At 71.8% G+C, this 15,904-nt stretch carries 10 protein-coding genes; 1 reads left to right on the forward strand and 9 read right to left on the reverse strand.

The genetic code is table 11. The annotated features are described in order from the left end of the window. Nucleotides 1-24: 24 nt before the first annotated feature. The 7 genes from KUF83_RS27780 to KUF83_RS27810 all read right to left on the reverse strand — a co-directional run bounded on the left by KUF83_RS27780 (nucleotide 25) and on the right by KUF83_RS27810 (nucleotide 10,282). Nucleotides 25-1,773 carry an RICIN domain-containing protein gene (locus KUF83_RS27780; protein ID WP_217457804.1) on the reverse strand — a complete coding sequence of 583 codons (1,749 nt, stop codon included), beginning with the start codon at nucleotides 1,771-1,773 and terminating at the stop codon, nucleotides 25-27. 95 nt (nucleotides 1,774-1,868) lie between these two features. After that, on the reverse strand, nucleotides 1,869-4,049 hold the full coding sequence (locus KUF83_RS27785; RefSeq protein ID WP_217457702.1) for a beta-galactosidase: 2,181 nt from the start codon (nucleotides 4,047-4,049) through the stop codon (nucleotides 1,869-1,871). Nucleotides 4,050-4,104: 55 nt separating this feature from the next. Next, complete coding sequence (locus KUF83_RS27790) at nucleotides 4,105-5,046, reverse strand: carbohydrate ABC transporter permease (protein ID WP_217457703.1); 942 nt, start codon at nucleotides 5,044-5,046, stop codon at nucleotides 4,105-4,107. Then, the gene (locus KUF83_RS27795; protein WP_217457704.1) at nucleotides 5,043-5,972 is read right to left on the reverse strand and encodes a carbohydrate ABC transporter permease; all 930 of its coding nucleotides are present in this window, start codon (nucleotides 5,970-5,972) and stop codon (nucleotides 5,043-5,045) included. The genes KUF83_RS27790 and KUF83_RS27795 overlap by 4 nt, the downstream gene beginning before the upstream one ends. A gap of 1 nt (nucleotide 5,973) precedes the next feature. Beyond that, complete coding sequence (locus tag KUF83_RS27800; RefSeq protein ID WP_217457705.1) at nucleotides 5,974-7,371, reverse strand: ABC transporter substrate-binding protein; 1,398 nt, start codon at nucleotides 7,369-7,371, stop codon at nucleotides 5,974-5,976. A gap of 369 nt (nucleotides 7,372-7,740) precedes the next feature. Further along, nucleotides 7,741-8,895 (reverse strand): LacI family DNA-binding transcriptional regulator, encoded by a 1,155-nt coding sequence (locus KUF83_RS27805; protein WP_254644479.1) that lies wholly within the window; start codon nucleotides 8,893-8,895, stop codon nucleotides 7,741-7,743. 220 nt (nucleotides 8,896-9,115) lie between these two features. Further along, a complete protein-coding gene (locus KUF83_RS27810) occupies nucleotides 9,116-10,282 on the reverse strand; it encodes a magnesium and cobalt transport protein CorA (protein WP_217457706.1) in 1,167 nt (388 codons plus the stop codon). A 153-nt stretch (nucleotides 10,283-10,435) separates the two neighbouring features. Here KUF83_RS27810 and KUF83_RS27815 point away from each other — a divergent pair, with 153 nt between their 5' ends. After that, on the forward strand, nucleotides 10,436-11,551 hold the full coding sequence (locus tag KUF83_RS27815; protein ID WP_217457707.1) for a winged helix DNA-binding domain-containing protein: 1,116 nt from the start codon (nucleotides 10,436-10,438) through the stop codon (nucleotides 11,549-11,551). Between the two features lie 155 nt (nucleotides 11,552-11,706). On the opposite strand, the gene KUF83_RS27820 is transcribed toward KUF83_RS27815, so the two are convergent. Together KUF83_RS27820 and KUF83_RS27825 are read right to left on the reverse strand one after the other, a co-directional pair. Then, nucleotides 11,707-12,498 carry a serine protease gene (locus KUF83_RS27820; protein ID WP_217457708.1) on the reverse strand — a complete coding sequence of 264 codons (792 nt, stop codon included), beginning with the start codon at nucleotides 12,496-12,498 and terminating at the stop codon, nucleotides 11,707-11,709. A gap of 508 nt (nucleotides 12,499-13,006) precedes the next feature. Continuing rightward, nucleotides 13,007-15,877: a LuxR family transcriptional regulator gene (locus tag KUF83_RS27825; RefSeq protein ID WP_254644480.1), complete on the reverse strand. Its 2,871-nt coding sequence runs from the start codon at nucleotides 15,875-15,877 to the stop codon at nucleotides 13,007-13,009. Between the last annotated feature and the right edge of the window lie 27 nt (nucleotides 15,878-15,904).

Below are 15,904 nucleotides of genomic sequence, written 5' to 3' on the forward strand. Positions count from 1 at the left end.
CCCTCGCCGGTGAACCCCGCCGCCCTACCTGACGAGTTTCCACTCCTGCGAGCCGTCCGCGACCGCGTTCTGCAGGGTCAGCGGCGCCCCGGCGGAGGCACCGGTCAGATACAGGCTCGTGTTCCTGACCGCCTGCAACGTGTAGTGGCCGTCGGTGATCCTGACGAGGTTCCAGCTGCCCGTCGGGCTGTCGTCGACCCACTGGCCGATCCGCTGGCCGACCGTCGCGTTGCCCGTCCAGATCGCTGCCGCGCGGCCACCGGACTTGTTCAGCAGGGTCGTGCCGCCGTTCGGCCCGGTCACCACGTGCCAGTACTGGGTGTCCCGGTTCGCCGCCGACCCGGGAGCCTCCAGGCGTACGTCGGGAACGTCCCCGTTGCCGATGTTCGCGTCGTTGCTCCTGTTCCCGGTGCCGATCACCTGGCCGGTCCTCCGGTTCACCAGCCGGAAGTAGGCGCCCTCGGAGCGGCCCAGATCCACCTCGGCGTGGGCGATCGTCGACGTGCCCTGGTTGTTCAGGATCACGAGACGTCCGGTGCCCTCGACGTACTGCAGGTTGCGGCTGTAACCGGCCCGCGACGTCGTCTGGTACTCCTTCCACGGGCCGTCGCTGCGCCCGCTCTCGTTGACCCAGACGTTGCCGCTGCCCGCGGCGTTGTAGACGAGGCGTCCGTCGGGAAGCCGGATGACCACCGGGCTGCCGCCGGTGGCGAGGGGGCGGGAACCGGCGTCGAGCGGCAGCGACGTGACGGGGGCGCCCGCGGAGCCGGCGTGGAACTTCAGCGGGTCGTCGGCGATCACGTACCTGGTGTTGGCTCCGCCGCCCCAGTACTCGTACGGGAGAAGCCACTTGCCGTCGGTCGTCCGGACGACGTTCGTCATGCCCGGCCGCCCGCCGCCGATCTCCGTCTTGCCGCCGCCCATGTCCTGGGTCAGCCCCGCGACGTCGACGACGGGAGCGCTCCACCCGCCGTCGCGGCCGTCCCAGGTCTTGTGGACGAGGATCTGGCCGTGCGAGTCGGTGGCGGTGTCGTTCGCGGGATCCAGTTCCGGGACGCCGGTGACCGGGTCGAAACCGAGGTAGTCGTTCTCGTCGGAGTAGTAGCAGACCAGCTTGCCCTTGTGGACCATCAGGTACGGCTCCCAGAGGGGATCCACCTGCTTGTTCCTGTTCGCGGCGGCGATGTTCTGCCCGACCGCGCCCGCGCTGCCGCCCTGCCAGCCGCCCGTGGCGACGACGTTGAGGACCTTCCAGGTCGTGCCCCCGTCGGTGCTGGAGTACAGGGCGATCGCCATGTCCTTGCGGTCTCCGTCGTTGGACGGGGTCCAGCCCGGGTCGGCCGCCTTGTGTTCCCGGTAGTACTCGTCGTCGCCCGACACGACACTCGCGAGGAGCAGCGTGCCCTTCTTCAGCTTCCCGACGCTCTGCGGAAGCGTGTAGAGGTACGGGTTCGTCCAGTTGCTCGTGTACTTCGCGTACTTGGGGTTCTTGGACAGGTACGCGGGGGCCTCGACCTCGGACAGCGGCTGCCAGGACGTGCCGTGGTCGTCGCTCTTGTGGACGGGGAGCGTCTGGCGGTCCGCGCTTCCCGTCTCCGGCACGACCGTGGACTTCTCGAACGACGCGACCAGGCGTCCGCCCGGCAACTGGGCCGACTTCGGGTAGACCGCGCAGTTGCCCCGGCCCTTGAGGCACGGCTCGTTCCCGAGCTGGTAGACGGTTCCGCCCGTCGGGTTGTACGCCTGCGCGCTGCCCATGGGTACCGCCAGCATCGCGGACGCCGCCACGAACGTGCCCAGCGCCTTCGCTGCTCTTCTTCGCCGCACTTACTCCTCCAATGGGTAGGACCAACGCCGGTGTCGGCGTGCTAGACGCGGCTGTCCGCGTCGGGTGCCGGAGCGCCGGCCGCGTCGGCGTGGACGAGCACACGCACGTCCCAGGCGCCGAGTTCCAGGGGTGCGCCCGCCGGGACGGACGTGCCGTCGAGGACGTCGGACAGGCCCACCGGCGCGGGGACGCTCACGGGCTCCCAGCTCCAGTTGTGGACGACGTGGACACGGCGCCCGTCGGGGGAGGTGCCGGTCGTCGCCGTGACGGATGCCGGGAGGTTCTCCCACGCGCCGCGGGAGACCGGGGCCGCCCACGCGGCCAGCGCCCGGGCGAGGTCACGGCCGGGGACGGTGCCGACGGTGGTGACGCGCCCCGCGCCGTGCCGGCGGGTGGTGACCGCCGGCCAACGGCCGAAGTGCGGGTGCTCGTACGTGACGAGCACGTCGGCGTCGGTGACGGTGAGGCCGTCCGCCCACCGCGTCGCCGTCGCGCCCTCGGGCAGGTCGAGCGGCCCGCCGGACGCCGGGCGCACGGGAACCTCCTGTACGAGGTTGCTGAACTCGTCGTAGGTGACGCCCGCGGCGCCGGTGAGCCGCCCGGGGGCCGGCTCGTGGCGGGCCCGGGCCTCGTGGTCGGCGTAGCCGGTGCGCGGACCGAGGACCAGATGGCCGCCCGCCTCCGCGTAGGCTGCGAACCAGTCGAGCGCCGAGTCGGCCGCGACGTAGAACGCCGGGACGACGAGCACGGGGTGACGGCCGGCGGCCTCCTCGGGCGTCAGGCCCGCCCGTTCACCGCGAGGGTCGTGCAACTGGCGGGCGTGCACGATGCGCACCTGGCGGCCCGCGTCGAAGGCGCCCTGGTAGAACGGGTCGAAGATCCGGTGGTAGGCCTCCGGGTCCGGCTCCCCGTCCGGTGTCGCGAGCGGCGGGTACTTCTTCATGAGCCACTTGCTCGGCGTCGAGTACACCATCGTGATGTCCGCGTCCGGTTCGAGCCCGGCGACGAGCGTTCCGGCCGTCTCGAACTCGGCGCCCAGACGGGCGAGTTCGGCATAGGTGCGGCCGGGCTGCCCGGTGTGGGGCAGGATGCCGCCCCAGTAGGTCTCCGCACCGAAGTGCAGGGTGTGCCAGTGCCAGTACTCGATCATGCGGGCCCCGCGAGCGACCAGCGCCCAGGCCGCCTGGCGCCACTGACCGTCGTAGGCGGGGCGGTTGTCCCACGGGAAGCCGATCGAGCCGGCGTTGGTCTCGGTGACCAGGAACGGCTCCTGGCGCGAGGAGAACATCCAGTCGGCGGTCTGGTACAGCGACCACACCCCGGTCGTCTTCCAGGTCTGCTCGTGGTCGTCGGGCGTGGGATCGGGCAGCAGGAGGCCGTCCTGCATCGTGTAGTAGGGGTTGCCCGAGGCGATGTCGAGGCGGTCGGTCAGCTCGTCGTCCTCGACGGCGGGGCGCTTGTAGGAGATGCAGGTGGTGACGAACTGCCCGGGTACGGCGTACTCGCGCACGATGTCCGCCTGCCAGCCGATGAACTCGGTGACCTGGCGGGCCTGGAACTCCCGCCAGGCGACGTCGTACTGGGGCTGGACGTTGCCGTCCGGGGTCCACAGGTCGGCCCACGTCGACAGCCGGTGCGACCAGTAGACGAGGCCCCATTCGCGGTTGAGGGTCTCGACGTCGCCGTATCTGTCGCGCAGGTGGTCGGTGAAGCGCTGGAAGACGCCGTGGTTGTGGAGCAGTTCGTTGCCCGGCTCGTTGTCGACCTGGAAGCCGATGACCGCCGGGTGTCCGGCGTACCGTGCGACGATCCGGCGGATGACCCGCTCGGCGTGGAACCGGAACGCGGGGTGGGTGAAGTCGACCTCCTGGCGGGCGCCCCAGCCGATGCGCTCACCGGTGTGCCGCTCGCCGGTGATCTCCGGGTACTGGCGGGCCAGCCACGGCGGTACGGCGTACGTGGGTGTGCCGAGGACGACGGAGATGCCGCGCTCGTGGGCGCCGTCCAGCACCGGCTGGAGCCAGTCGAGGTCGAAGCGTCCGTTCTCCGGCTCCCAGGTCGACCACACCGACTCGCCGACCCGGATGACGGACAGACGGGCGTCGGCCATCAGGTCGAGGTCGGTCTTGAGACGCTCGTCGGACTGTTCGGCGCTGTAGGGCGGCCGGTACTCGTGGTAGTAAGCGGCGCCGAAGAGGACGCGGGCAGGCAGAGCCGCCATGAAGGAAACCTCCGGGAGAACGGTGAGTGGGACGAAGAGGCGGGCGCCGTGGGCCCTACTGCTTGACGCCGCCGGTGGCCAGGCCGCTCTGCCAGTACCGCTGGAGCACGAGGAAGGCCACCACCAGGGGCAGGATCGAGATCAGGGAGCCCGTCACGACGAGCGCGAGCATGTCGCTGCTGGCTCCCGCCCCGCCGTTCTGCGCCTGCGCGGCCCAGGAGGACAGACCCACCGTGATCGGGTACAGATCCGGGTCGTTGAGCATGATCAGCGGCAGGAAGTAGTTGTTCCAGGTGGCCACCAGGGTGAACAGCAGGACCGTCACCAGGCCGGGAGCCAGCAGCCGCAGTGCGATGCGGAAGAAGATCCGCGCCTCGCCCGCCCCGTCGATCCGGGCGGCCTCCAGGATGCTGTCCGGGATGGCGTCCTCCGCGTAGACGCGCATCAGATACAGGCCGAACGGGTTGACGAGGGAGGGCAGGATGATCGCCCAGGGTGTGTTGACCAGGCCCGCCTTCGCGAAGAGCAGGTAGGTCGGGATGGCCAGGGCGGTGGCCGGGACCATGACGGCGCCGAGGACCAGGTTGAAGGAGGCCCGGTCGCCGCGGAAGCGGAACTTGGCGAATCCGTATCCGGCCGCGGCAGCGAGCAGCGCGGCCCCGAGCGAGCTGGCGACGGCGTACATCAGTGTGTTGAGCAGCCAGCGCACGAACACCCCGTCGTCCTGGGTAAAGGTCGCCTTGATGTTCGCGAGCAGCTGCGGGGCGTCGGAGAACCACAGGCCGAAGCTGTTGAACAGGTCCTGGGTGCTCTTGGTCGAGGCGATCACCAGCCAGCACAGCGGCAGGAGGAAGTACGCCAGGGCCGCCAGCATGGCGATCGTCAGCGGGGTGCTGCGGCGACGTGGGGCGCGGGGCGCTCGTCGGCCGCGGGTCCCGGGCGCGGGCCCCTGGGCCGCCGGGGTGACGGCGGCCGGCGGGGTGGCGGTGGAGGTCATGGAGTCCTCCTGCGGTTCGCGGTGAGCAGGACGGCGTAGGACGCGATCACGATGACGAGGCCGAGGAGGAAGGACACCGTGGCCGCGTAGTTGACCTGCTGACCGGTGAAGGCGAGGGAGTAGGAGTAGAGGTTGGCGGTGTAGGAGCTGCTGATCACGTCCGGGGCGATCTTCATCAGCAGGTTCGGTTCGTTGAAGAGCTGGAAGCTGCCGATCACCGAGAACAGCAGGGTGAGCAGGAGCGCGGGCCGCAGCGCGGGCAGCTTGACCGACCAGGCGGTCCGCCAGGCGCCCGCGCCGTCCATCGCGGCCGCCTCGTACAGCTCCTGGGGGATGGTGCGCAGGGCGGCGTACAGGATGATTATGTTGTAGCCGACGAACTCCCAGGTCACGATGTTCGCCAGGCTGCCGAGCATCCAGCCCTCGCTGAGGAAGTCGGGCGCCGGCACGCCCAGGTTCCGGCCGAGCTGGGCGAACGGGCCGAAGTCCGGTCCGTACAGGTAGCCCCACATGAGCGCGGCGACCACGCTCGGGACGGCGTACGGGACGAAGATGCCCAGCCGGATCACCCGTGCCAGCCGCAGCAGGCCGCTGTCGAGCGCGAGGGCGAACAGCAGCGCCAGCAGCAGCATCACGGGGACCTGGATCACGAAGAACAGCGCGACCCGCGCGACGCCGTGCAGGAGGAGCGGATCCTTCAGGGCCTGGACGTAGTTGTCGAGCCCGACGAACGCCGTCCCGCCGATCAGGCGTTCCTGGAACAGGCTGAGGTAGGCGGCGTAGCCGAGCGGGGCGAGGAACAGCAGCAGGAAGAGCACCATGAACGGCGCGACGAACAGCGGTCCCGCGGTGCGGCGCCTGTCCCTGGTACGGCTCGGCGAGGGCGACCGCCGGCCGGGCGCGGCCGAGACCTCGGGGGCGGCCATCTCAGCTCCCCCTGACGGTGAAGCCCTGCTTCTTGGCGTACGTGGTCAGACGTGACTGCCAGGTGCCGAGCGCGCGGACCGTGTCGGTCTTGTCCGCGAGGGACTTTCCGACGGTCTCGGTCCAGTCGGTCGCCGCCTGGTCGAGGAACGGCGGCCACTGGAAGGAGGAGTTGACCGTGGAACTGACGTCGGCGAAGACCTGGTTGACCTTCTGGCCGCCGTAGAAGGCCGGGGCGTCCGCGACGAACTCGGCGTCTGCGAGCAGTGACTTGGTCGCCGGGAAGAAGAACTGCTCGGTGGCGAACATCTTCGCGCTGGCCGGGTCGCTGTTGAGGAACTGCGCGAACTGGGCCGCCGCGACAGGGTTCTTGGTCGAGCGGATGACCGCGGTGGTCGAGCCGCCCCAGTTGCCCGCGCTGGGCTTGGCGGCGTCCCACTGCGGCAGGGGGGCCGCCCGCCACTTGCCCGCGGTGGCCTTGGCCGAGCCGGAGAGGAAGGCCGGGCCCCAGGCGGCGGTGAGCCAGGTGGCGTACTTGCCCTTGTTGAGGGCGGCGTACCAGCCGTCGGTGAAGTCGGGCTCGACGCCGATGACGCCTTCCTTCGCGAGGCCGCCCCAGTACGCGCCGAGCTTCCGGGAGACCGCGTCGTCGACGCTGATGGTCATGTCGCTCTTGCCGGCGGTCGCGTAGGGCTTGCCGCCCGCCTGCCAGACGAGGCCGTGCCAGGCGGCGGGCTGGTTCGCGGCGAGGTTGGTGAGGTAGACGTCGGGGTCCGCCCTGTGGAGCTTTCGCGCCGCCTCGGCGAACTCGTCCCAGGTGCCCGGCACTTCGATGCCGTGCCGGTCGAAGATGTCCTTCCGGTACAGCATGCCCATCGGGCCGGTGTCCTGGGGGATCGCCCAGACCTCGCCGTCCGCGCCGCTGACCTGACCCCAGGTCCAGTCCACGAACCTGTCCTTGAGTGCGGAGGCGCCGTAGGGCCGCAGGTCCAGCAGGCTGTTGGTGATGGTGAAGGTCGGTATGGCCTGGTACTCCATCTGCACCATGTCCGGGGCGCCGCTGCCGGCCTTCAGGGCCGTCCGCAGCTTGGTGTACTGCGGGGTGCCCTGACCGGCGTTGACGACCTTGACCTTGATGGCCGGGTACTTCTTCTCGAAGAGCGCGATCTCCTTGGCGATGTTCGGGACCCACGTCCAGAACGTCAGCTCGGTCGGCGTCTTCATCGCCTTGTCGATGTCGGCCTGGGAGACCGGTTCCGCGGCGCCGGAGGAATCGCCGGAGTCACCGCCGCCGCAGGCCGTCAGGGCCGCTCCGAGGGAGACGGCACCCGTCGCGGTGAGGAACAGCCGACGGCTCATCGGCGAAGGGCTGGACGAGGAGAGGAACGTGGATCTGGGCATGGTGAACTCCCGCCGGAGGCGAAGGTGGCGGCACGCCTGGCGAGGGCGTGCACTGGCGTGTCGGGAAAGGCACGGACGCGACGACCGGGGCCGGAAGCCGGCCTGTACGGGTGTGCGTCCTCGTGGAGAGGTACCGGCGAGCGTTCCGCGCACTGCGGGGCGGAGATCGCGGCCGGAGCGGGTGGGGCGAAGAGGAGCGCCGGGGGCGGGTGCGGTGAACTCGGCCCGGGCGGTGCTCAGTTCGGTGAGGTGCTCGGTGTCGTCCGCGCGACGGGGTCGTTCGCGGGGGCGCGGGCACGGCCGGTGTCGCGGCTCGTCCCGGGTGAAGCGCCGGCCGTCGGTTCTGCCGACCGGGCCGGCCCGTGTACGTCAGTCATGGCTTAAGTCGGGGTGGGGCGGCCCTCCGTTCGGGAGTGGCGCAGTGCGGGCGCCCCCGCGGGAACGGGAGGCGGTACGCCGACCGTCGGCCGGGGTCGTCCGGTCCGGCGGAGGGGCGGTGGAGGCGCGGACGACGAGGTCGACGGGTGGGCCGCTCGCCGGCAGGGGGTCCGCTCCCGGGTTCTCGATGGCGTGCACGAGACGTTTGAGTCCCTCCTGTGCCACGGCGTCGAAGGGCTGGCGGACCGTGGTGAGGGGAGGAGTCACATAGGCGGCGACCGGGATGTCGTCGAAGCCGACGACGCTGACGTCCTCCGGCACCCGCCGCCCCGCCTCCGTCAGTGCGTGGATGAGACCGATCGCCATGTCGTCGTTGGCGGCGAAGACCGCGGTGACCTCGGGGTCCGCGGCCAGTTGGCATCCGGCGCGGTGCCCGGACGCGGCCGACCAGTCGCCCTCGACGACCGGCGGTACGTCCCTGCCCCGCGCGGTCAGCGTCGCCTGCCAGCCCTCCAGGCGGTCCCGGGCCGCGTACCACCGATGCGGGCCTGCCAGATGATGGACCGTCACATGGCCCAGGTCCAGCAGGTGTTCGGTGGCGGTGCGGGCCAGCAGGTCGGCGCCGTCCCCTGCGGTCAGCACCGAGGGCGCGGTGACGGCGGCCGGTGCGCCGAGGACGAGGACCGGTACGTCGAGGCGGAGGGAGAGGTCTCCTTCGGCGCCCTCCTCGTCGATCGGCTCGGAGATGACGATGCCGTCCACGCCCTGGTCGAGCAGTGACTCCACGGCGCCGGTGATGCCCGCCGGGTCGCCCTCCATCGTGTTGACCACGCGAAGCGCGTACCCCGTGTCCCGGACCACCCGCTCGACACCGATGAGCAGGGAGGCAGGTCCGTACAGGGCCGTGCCCAGCGACACCACGCCGATCGAGCGGGTTCGTCCCGAAGCCAGCGCCCGGGCGGCGTTGTTGCGCCGGTAGCCGAGCTGTTCGGCGGCCTCCAGGACGCGGGTGCGTACGTCGGCCGAGACGTACGGCTCGTCGTTGAAGACCCTGGACACCGTCTTCTGCGAGACGCCTGCCAGGCGGGCGACGTCCACACTGCGCGGCGCGGCGGAACTCCCGCCCCGCCCTGTTCCTCGCGTCATGGTGTCTCCCGGTGACCGCACGATCCAGCCCAATGATGCCAGACGCCGTCCGGATGACTGCGCTGTCATGTCTGCGCTGTCATGTCTACGCAGTCATAGGGCTGTCGTCAAGAGTTCGGTACGCATCCGTGGTTCGGTCGCCGCGCCGGAGGTGACTGCCGGTGAGGGGCCGGGGCCGGAGCCGGTGAGTGGCCGGGGCCCGAACCGGTGGTGGCCGGGGTTAGAGCCAGTCCCGCCGCTTGAAGATCACGTACAGGCTGGCGCAGACCACGCCCATCAGGCCGATCGCGAACGGGTACCCGAAGGTCCAGCCCAGCTCCGGCATGTGGTCGAAGTTCATGCCGTAGATCGTGCCGACGAGGGTCGGGGCGAAGAGGATGGCGGCCCACGAGGAGATCTTCTTGATCTCCTCGTTCTGTTCGAAGCCCGCCTCCGCCAGCGCCCGCATCTCCGCGTTCTGCTGCTGGGTGACCAGTGTGGCGTTGACCGTGAGGATGTCCGTGAGGGCCTGACGGAAGCCGTCCACGCGCTCGCTGGTGTGAGTGACGTGGTCGGCGACGTCGCGCAGATAGCGCTGGAGTTCGTCGTCGGTGCCGTACTTGGCGAAACCGGCCATCAGACCGTGCAGCATGCCGACCAGCGGGCGGGTGGCGCGCTGGAACTCGACCATCTCGCGGGAGAGTTCGTAGATGCGGCGCGAGACCCACGGGTCGCCGCCGAAGACCTCGGTCTCGATCTCGTCGATGTCGTTCTGGACACCGGCGACGACCGGGGCGTAACCGTCCACGACGGCGTCGAGGATGGCGTACAGGACCGCCTCGGGGCCGAGGCGCAGCAGCTCCGGGGTCTCCTCCATGCGGCGCCGGACCGCGGAGAGGTCGGGAGCGGCACCGTGCCGGACCGTGATCAGGAAGTCGGGACCGAGGAAGACGTGCAGCTCGCCGAAGTCGACCTCCTCCGACGCGTCGAGATAGCGGGCGGCGCGCAGGACCACGAAGAGCGTGTCGCCGTACCGTTCCAGCTTCGGCCGCTGATGGGCCTCCATCGCGTCCTCGACGGCGAGCGGGTGAAGGTCGAACTCGGCGGCCAGCGAGAGGATTTCCTCCTCCGTCGGACGGGCCAGGCCGATCCACGCCATGCCGTCCGGCTGCTCGCGCAGCTCACGGAAGGTGTCCGCCAGGGAGGCGGGGGTCGCGACGCGCACACCGTCGCGGTAGAGCGCCGCCTGTACGACACTGCCGGGCTCCACGGGCTTCACGTCGGCCGCAGCCGGCTCGGGCGCCGGGGGATCCGCCGGCGGTGGCGGGGCCGGGACCCCGGCGCGTCGCCACACCGGCTTCCTGCCGCCCTTCGCGGCGGGTACGGGGCGGGCTCGGCGCTCCGGCATCGCGGCTGCCTCCGTGTCGTACGAGTCGAACACGTGTCTCGCTGATCACGGAGCAGGATATACGGGTCAAATGGCCGGAGCACCCGGGTGGAGTAGGGGAACGGCAAGGATCGCGGACAGAAGGTGTCCGCAAGTCCCGGTAGCGTGCGGAGCATGACGAAGACCTCGACCGCCCCCGTGCTGAGTGCCCGTGAGCTGAACCGCGCGACCCTGGACCGGCAGCTGCTCCTGCGCCGGACCGCGATGTCCGCGACGGACGCCGTCGAGCACCTCGTCGGCCTCCAGGCCCAGAACGTGAAGCCCCCCTACTACGCGCTCGCCGCCCGCCTGGAGGGCTTCGACCCCGAGGAGCTGTCCACGGCGATGGACGCGCGGGAGGTCGTACGCATCGTCACCATGCGTTCCACCATCCACACCCACACCGCCGACGACTGCCTCACCCTGCGCCCGCTCGTGCAGGCCGCCCGCGAACGTGAGCTGCACGGCTTCCGCAAGGGCCTCGTCGGAGTGGACCTCGACCGGCTCGCCTCGATCAGCCGGGAGCTGGTCGAGGCCGAGCCGCGCACGATGAAGCAGTTGCGGGAGGCGCTGCTCGTCGAGTGGCCCGACGCCGATCCCCTGGCCCTCGCCGTCGCGGCCCGCTGCAGGCTGCCTCTCGTCCAGGTCACCCCGCGCGGGCTGTGGGGCCGCAGCGGACAGGTCGCGCTCACCACCGCCGAGCACTGGCTCGGCAGGCCGGCCGAACCGGTCCCGGCCCCCGACGCCACGGTCCTGCGCTATCTCGCCGCCTTCGGCCCCGCCTCCGTCATGGACATGCAGGCGTGGGCGGGCCTGACCCGGCTCCGCGAGGTCTTCGAACGGCTCCGGCCCCAGCTGGTCACCTTCGCCGACGAGCGCGGGGTCGAGCTCTTCGACCTGCCCGACGCGCCCCGGCCCGACGCGGACACCCCGGCGCCCGCGCGGCTGCTGCCCGAGTTCGACAACCTGCTCCTCTCGCACGCCGACCGCTCCCGCGTGGTGTCCCCCGAGTACAGGGGCCGTACCTGGCAGGGCAACCAGGCCCACTGCGCCCTGCTCGTCGACGGGTTCCTGGAGGGGGTGTGGCGGCTGGAGGAGACCGGCGACCGGGCCGTGCTCACCATCGAGCCCTTCGGCACGCTCACCCCGCGACAGCGCGAGGAGGCGGTCGAGGAGGCGGCACGGATGCTCACGGTGCTGCGTGGCTCGTCCTCGTACGACATCCGGTTCGGGACCGTCGTACGCGGCTGACGGCTGACGGCGGGGCCCGGGGTGGCGCCGGGCACGTGGAAAGGGGGCGTTGCGGGCCGCTCGTGGAGGCCCGCAACGCCCCCTGGCTCAACCTGAGTCGTGCTCAGGGAGTGTTCGGGACGGAAGCGATCAGATGGACGATCGCCTGTCGGTTGCTAGGAGTTGACCTGCGTCGTCACCAGACTGGAGAAGGTCGTCAGGCGGGTGTAGACGCCCGGGTAGGCGGCGTCCGCGCAGCCGTAGCCCCACGAGGTGATGCCGGCGAGCTTGCCGCCGATGACGAGGGGGCCGCCGCTGTCGCCCTGGCAGGTGTCGACGCCGCCGGAGGTGTAGCCGGCGCAGACCATGTCGGAGGCGATGTAGGACGAGCCGTACGCCGAGGAGCAGGTGGCGTTGGACACGGTCGGAACCGTGGCCGTGCGCAGCTGGTTGGAGGAGGAGCCGCCCGAACTGGTCGTGCCCCAGCCGAGGATGCGGGCGGTGGCGCCGGCCGCGTACACCCCGGTCTCGGAGGAGGAGACGTAGCTGATGGGCGTGTACGGCATGGACGTCGACAGGGTCAGGACGGCGACGTCGTCACCGCTCTCGGCGTCCGAGTAGCTGGGGTGGATCCATATCTTGCTGACCTGGGCGACGGTGCCGTTGGTGCCGTTGCGGTAGGTACGGCCGCCGACCACGCGGGTGTTGCTCGTGGTTCTGCCGACCATGCAGTGGGCCGCCGTGACGACCTTGGTGGCCGACACCAGGGTGCCGCCGCAGAACTGGCTCTGCGAGGCGTTGGTGATCTGCATGACGTACGGGTACGCGGACGCCGTGGTCGTCGAACCGCCGACGATTGGCTGGGGAGCGGCGCTCGCGGTGGTCGCGCCGAGCAGACAGGTCGTCGCGGCGGCGGCGACCGCCGCGGTGACAGCGGCGGCCTTCTTGGCAAAAGTGAGCCCGAACATGGATCTCCTCAGGAGTGCCGGTGGGGGGTGCACTGTGGGGGTGGAGCGACAGCCTGCGGGGCGGGTCCCACGCTAGAAGGGCACGGGGAGTACCCCCAATGAGGGAACTCCCTGCGGGAGTTGCCGAGGGATAACCCTCGGTCGCCGCCCGGTCGCTGCCTGGTGACCGCCCGGCCACCCGGCCTTCGGCGCATGCCCGGCCGTCCCGGCGCCCGGCCGCTCCCCGCCCTCACGTCCCGATACGAGGATGCTGCCGGGAGCCGGGAGCCGGGAGCCGGGAGCCGGGAGCCGGGAGCCGGGAGCCGGGAGTTCCGGGCCCGGAGCAGGGACGGCCCGGCATGTGATGGCGTCGCCCCGGGGCCGGGGGCCCAACGACCGCCGCGGCCGACGGCTTCGCCCCGGCGCCGGCCCGTGTCGGCCCAGGCCGTGGGTGCCCCCTCCCCGGCGGGCGGGAAAGCCGCCGCCCGGGCGAGCCTGGAAGGGCTCGGTGCCCGGCCGTGGACGGGCTTCAGTCGCCCCGCTGCTGCCCCGCGGCCAGTCGTACGATGTCGACCCGGGAGCGGATCCCCAGCTTCCGGTAGACGCGGGTGAGCGTCGCCTCGACCGTCTTCACGCTGATGTACAGGCGCGCGGCGATCTCGCGGTTCGTGGCGCCCTCCAGGACGAGCGCCGCGACCTGACGCTCCGTCGAGGCGAGCCGGTCCAGGTGCGGCAGCACGGACTCGGGAACGGCCGGAGCGGCGGTGGCCGGAGCGGCGGTGGCCAGGGCCACCGCGTCCAGCTGCCGAAGCCAGGGCACCGCCTTGCAGCGGCGGAACAGCCGCGCCGCCTCGTCGTACGAGCCCCGCCCCGACTGCTCGGCGCGCAGCCGGGCCAGCGCGAGGGCGGCCCGCGCCTCCTCCAGCCCGTAGCCGAGCTGCGCCAGCCGGTCCTGCGCCGAGGTCAACTGCTCCGCGGCCGCCTCGTGATGGCCTGCCGCGGCCTTCACGAGGGCCTCGGCCCGGTCCAGCACGGCCAGGACGCTCGCCCGCCGCAGCCGGACCGCATGCTCGCGCGTGGCGGTGATGACGTCCTGCGCCTCCGCGGGCTCGCCGATGAGGACGAGCGCCTCGGCGAGATCGCCGTGCCAGCGTCCGCGTGCGGGATCGAGGATGCCGATGCCCTGCTCCAACTCCCGTGCCCTGCGCAGGGACTCGACCGTCCCGGCGGCGTCCCCCGCCACCAGCCGGGCATGCCCCAGCGCGCCCAGGGCCCGGGAGAGGTAGATCAGGTCGCCGTCGTCCTCGGCACGGCGCACCGCGTCCGCGGCCAGCGCGAGCGCCCGGTGCACGTCGCCGCCCGCGGCCTCGGCGAACGAGGTGAACATGTTGCCCGCGGCCTCGCCGATGCCGGTGTCCCGGGCGAGCCGCAGACTCTCGTGGGCGAGGTCGAGCGCCCGGCCGCAGTGCCCGGAGCGCAGCTCGGTCTCGGCGAGCCCGCGCAGGAAGTGCACCTCGCTCTCGACGATGCCGCGTCGGCGCACCTCGCCGAGCAGCCGGGTGATCGTGGCCCGGGCGTCGGTGAGCTGGTCGCTCATGATGAGCCAGCGGAAGCGGGTGGCGCCCGCGCCGTTGTGGTCGCAGGCCACCCGCAGGTCCTGCGGTTCCGCGAGGGCCTTCACGAGTGTCGCCGGGGCCGCCGGATGGCCCATCAGGGTCTCCATCTGGGCCTGGAAGGACAGGGCGAGCAGCTCGGTGCTCCGGTCACCCGCGGTGGCGGCGAGCCGTGCCGCATGGGCGGCCTCCTCGCGGCCCTTGGCCATCTCTCCCTCCACCAGCAGTGCCCGCCAGGCCAGTTGGTAGCGGACCAGCGCGAGCAGCCGCGGATCGTCGCCCGCGTCCGCCAGAGCCTGCGGGAACACCGCCTCGACGTCGGCCATCGCCTGCCCGGCCGAGTCGATCACGACCATCCAGGCCCGTACCCGGACGGCCGCGTCCGTCGCCCGGTCCAGGACGTCCCGGGCCACCTCACGGGCCAGGTCGATCTGGCCCGAGGTCAGCGCGTCCTCGGCGGACCGCAGCCGGCGTTCGTCCGCGCCGGGCCGGCCGTCCGCCGGGGTGTGCCGGGCGGCGAGCAGCCCGAGCTGGGCCGCCACCGAGGGGGCGCCGCGGTCCCGGGCCAGTGCCGCCGCCTCGGAGAGACGGGCGGCGACCTCCTCGTCGGTTCCGGTGGTGGCCAGCGCGAGATGCCGGGCCCGCTCGATCGGATCGGAGGCGGCCGTGGACAGCGCCGCGTGCGCGGCCCGCCGCTCCTGGGGTGCCGCCTGCGCGTACAGCGCGGCGGAGACGAGCGGATGCGCGAAACGCACCGGCCCCTCCTGGCCGTCCGGCCCGTGGCCGTCCGGGCCCTGGGCCGCCACGAGTCCGAGCGAGGCCGCGAGGGCGATCTCCGACTCCACGTTCGTACGGCCGGCGGCCGCCAGCAGTGCCTGGGTGGGGCGGGCTCCCGCGCTCGCCACGAGAAGAGTCCGGCGGGCTTCGGCGGACAGCAGGTCCAGGCGGCTGAGCACGAGGGCGCGCAGCGAGGTGGGCACGGGCAGCGGCTCGCCGGGCCGGTGCGGCGTCGTGCTCTCGGCCAGCGCGCGGCCGAGCTCCAGCGCGAACAGCGGGTTGCCGCCGCTGGTGTGGTGGATGTCCCGCAGGGTCGAGCGGCGCAGGCCCGTGTGGCCGCGGGCGATGAGCAGCTCGGCGATCTGCGGACGGGACAGCGGGGTCAGCCGCAGGGCCAGCGTCTCCGGCGGATACGCGCGTAGATACGGGTCGTGCTCCTGTTCCTTCGGTTCGGTGCCGGTACGCACCGCGCCGAGCATCCGTACCGGCATTCCGCCGAGGCGACGGGCGGCGAACCCGAGCAGTTCGGCGCTGGGCGCGTCGAGCCACTGCAGGTCGTCGGCGACGAGGAGCACCGGCCCCTTGGCCGCCAGGGCGCGCAGCACCGACAGCACGGCGAGCCGCAGCGCCAGGCCGTCCTGGTGCAGGGACGATTCGGCGCGGCCGGTGAGGGCCGCTTCGAGAGCGGCCTGCTGCGGGGCGGGCAGGGCGTCGGCGACCTCGTCGGCGACCAGGCCGAGCAGATCGACCAGGGCCAGGAACGGGAGATGGGATTCCGACTCGGTGGCGGAGCAGCGCAACACAGTCCGGGCCGATTCGGCGTATTCCGCAGCCATTGCCCGCAGGACGGTCGACTTTCCTATTCCGGGCGGACCGTGCAAGAGGAGGCTGCCGCCTCGCGAGAGCTGCTCGCGTGCTCGTCCCAGCAGCTCGTCCCGCCCGACGACCTGCTCGGAAAGGGGTCTGACAGGCTCCTCGAAATCCCGTCGCACGCGCACCGCTCCCCTCATGTCGTGTTCGGATCAATATTATGCAAA

This window comes from Streptomyces sp. BV286 (assembly GCF_019090165.1).
In the GTDB taxonomy this organism is placed as follows: domain Bacteria; phylum Actinomycetota; class Actinomycetes; order Streptomycetales; family Streptomycetaceae; genus Streptomyces.

Bases quoted from the DNA above. Each gene is read 5' to 3' on its own strand.
- KUF83_RS27780 (WP_217457804.1), bottom strand. From the start codon at position 1,773: ATGCTGGCGGTACCCATGGGCAGCGCGCAGGCGTACAACCCGACGGGC.
- KUF83_RS27785 (WP_217457702.1), bottom strand. From the start codon at position 4,049: ATGGCGGCTCTGCCTGCCCGCGTCCTCTTCGGCGCCGCTTACTACCAC.
- KUF83_RS27790 (WP_217457703.1), bottom strand. From the start codon at position 5,046: ATGACCTCCACCGCCACCCCGCCGGCCGCCGTCACCCCGGCGGCCCAG.
- KUF83_RS27795 (WP_217457704.1), bottom strand. From the start codon at position 5,972: ATGGCCGCCCCCGAGGTCTCGGCCGCGCCCGGCCGGCGGTCGCCCTCG.
- KUF83_RS27800 (WP_217457705.1), bottom strand. From the start codon at position 7,371: ATGCCCAGATCCACGTTCCTCTCCTCGTCCAGCCCTTCGCCGATGAGC.
- KUF83_RS27805 (WP_254644479.1), bottom strand. From the start codon at position 8,895: ATGACGCGAGGAACAGGGCGGGGCGGGAGTTCCGCCGCGCCGCGCAGT.
- KUF83_RS27810 (WP_217457706.1), bottom strand. From the start codon at position 10,282: ATGCCGGAGCGCCGAGCCCGCCCCGTACCCGCCGCGAAGGGCGGCAGG.
- KUF83_RS27815 (WP_217457707.1), top strand. From the start codon at position 10,436: ATGACGAAGACCTCGACCGCCCCCGTGCTGAGTGCCCGTGAGCTGAAC.
- KUF83_RS27820 (WP_217457708.1), bottom strand. From the start codon at position 12,498: ATGTTCGGGCTCACTTTTGCCAAGAAGGCCGCCGCTGTCACCGCGGCG.
- KUF83_RS27825 (WP_254644480.1), bottom strand. From the start codon at position 15,877: ATGAGGGGAGCGGTGCGCGTGCGACGGGATTTCGAGGAGCCTGTCAGA.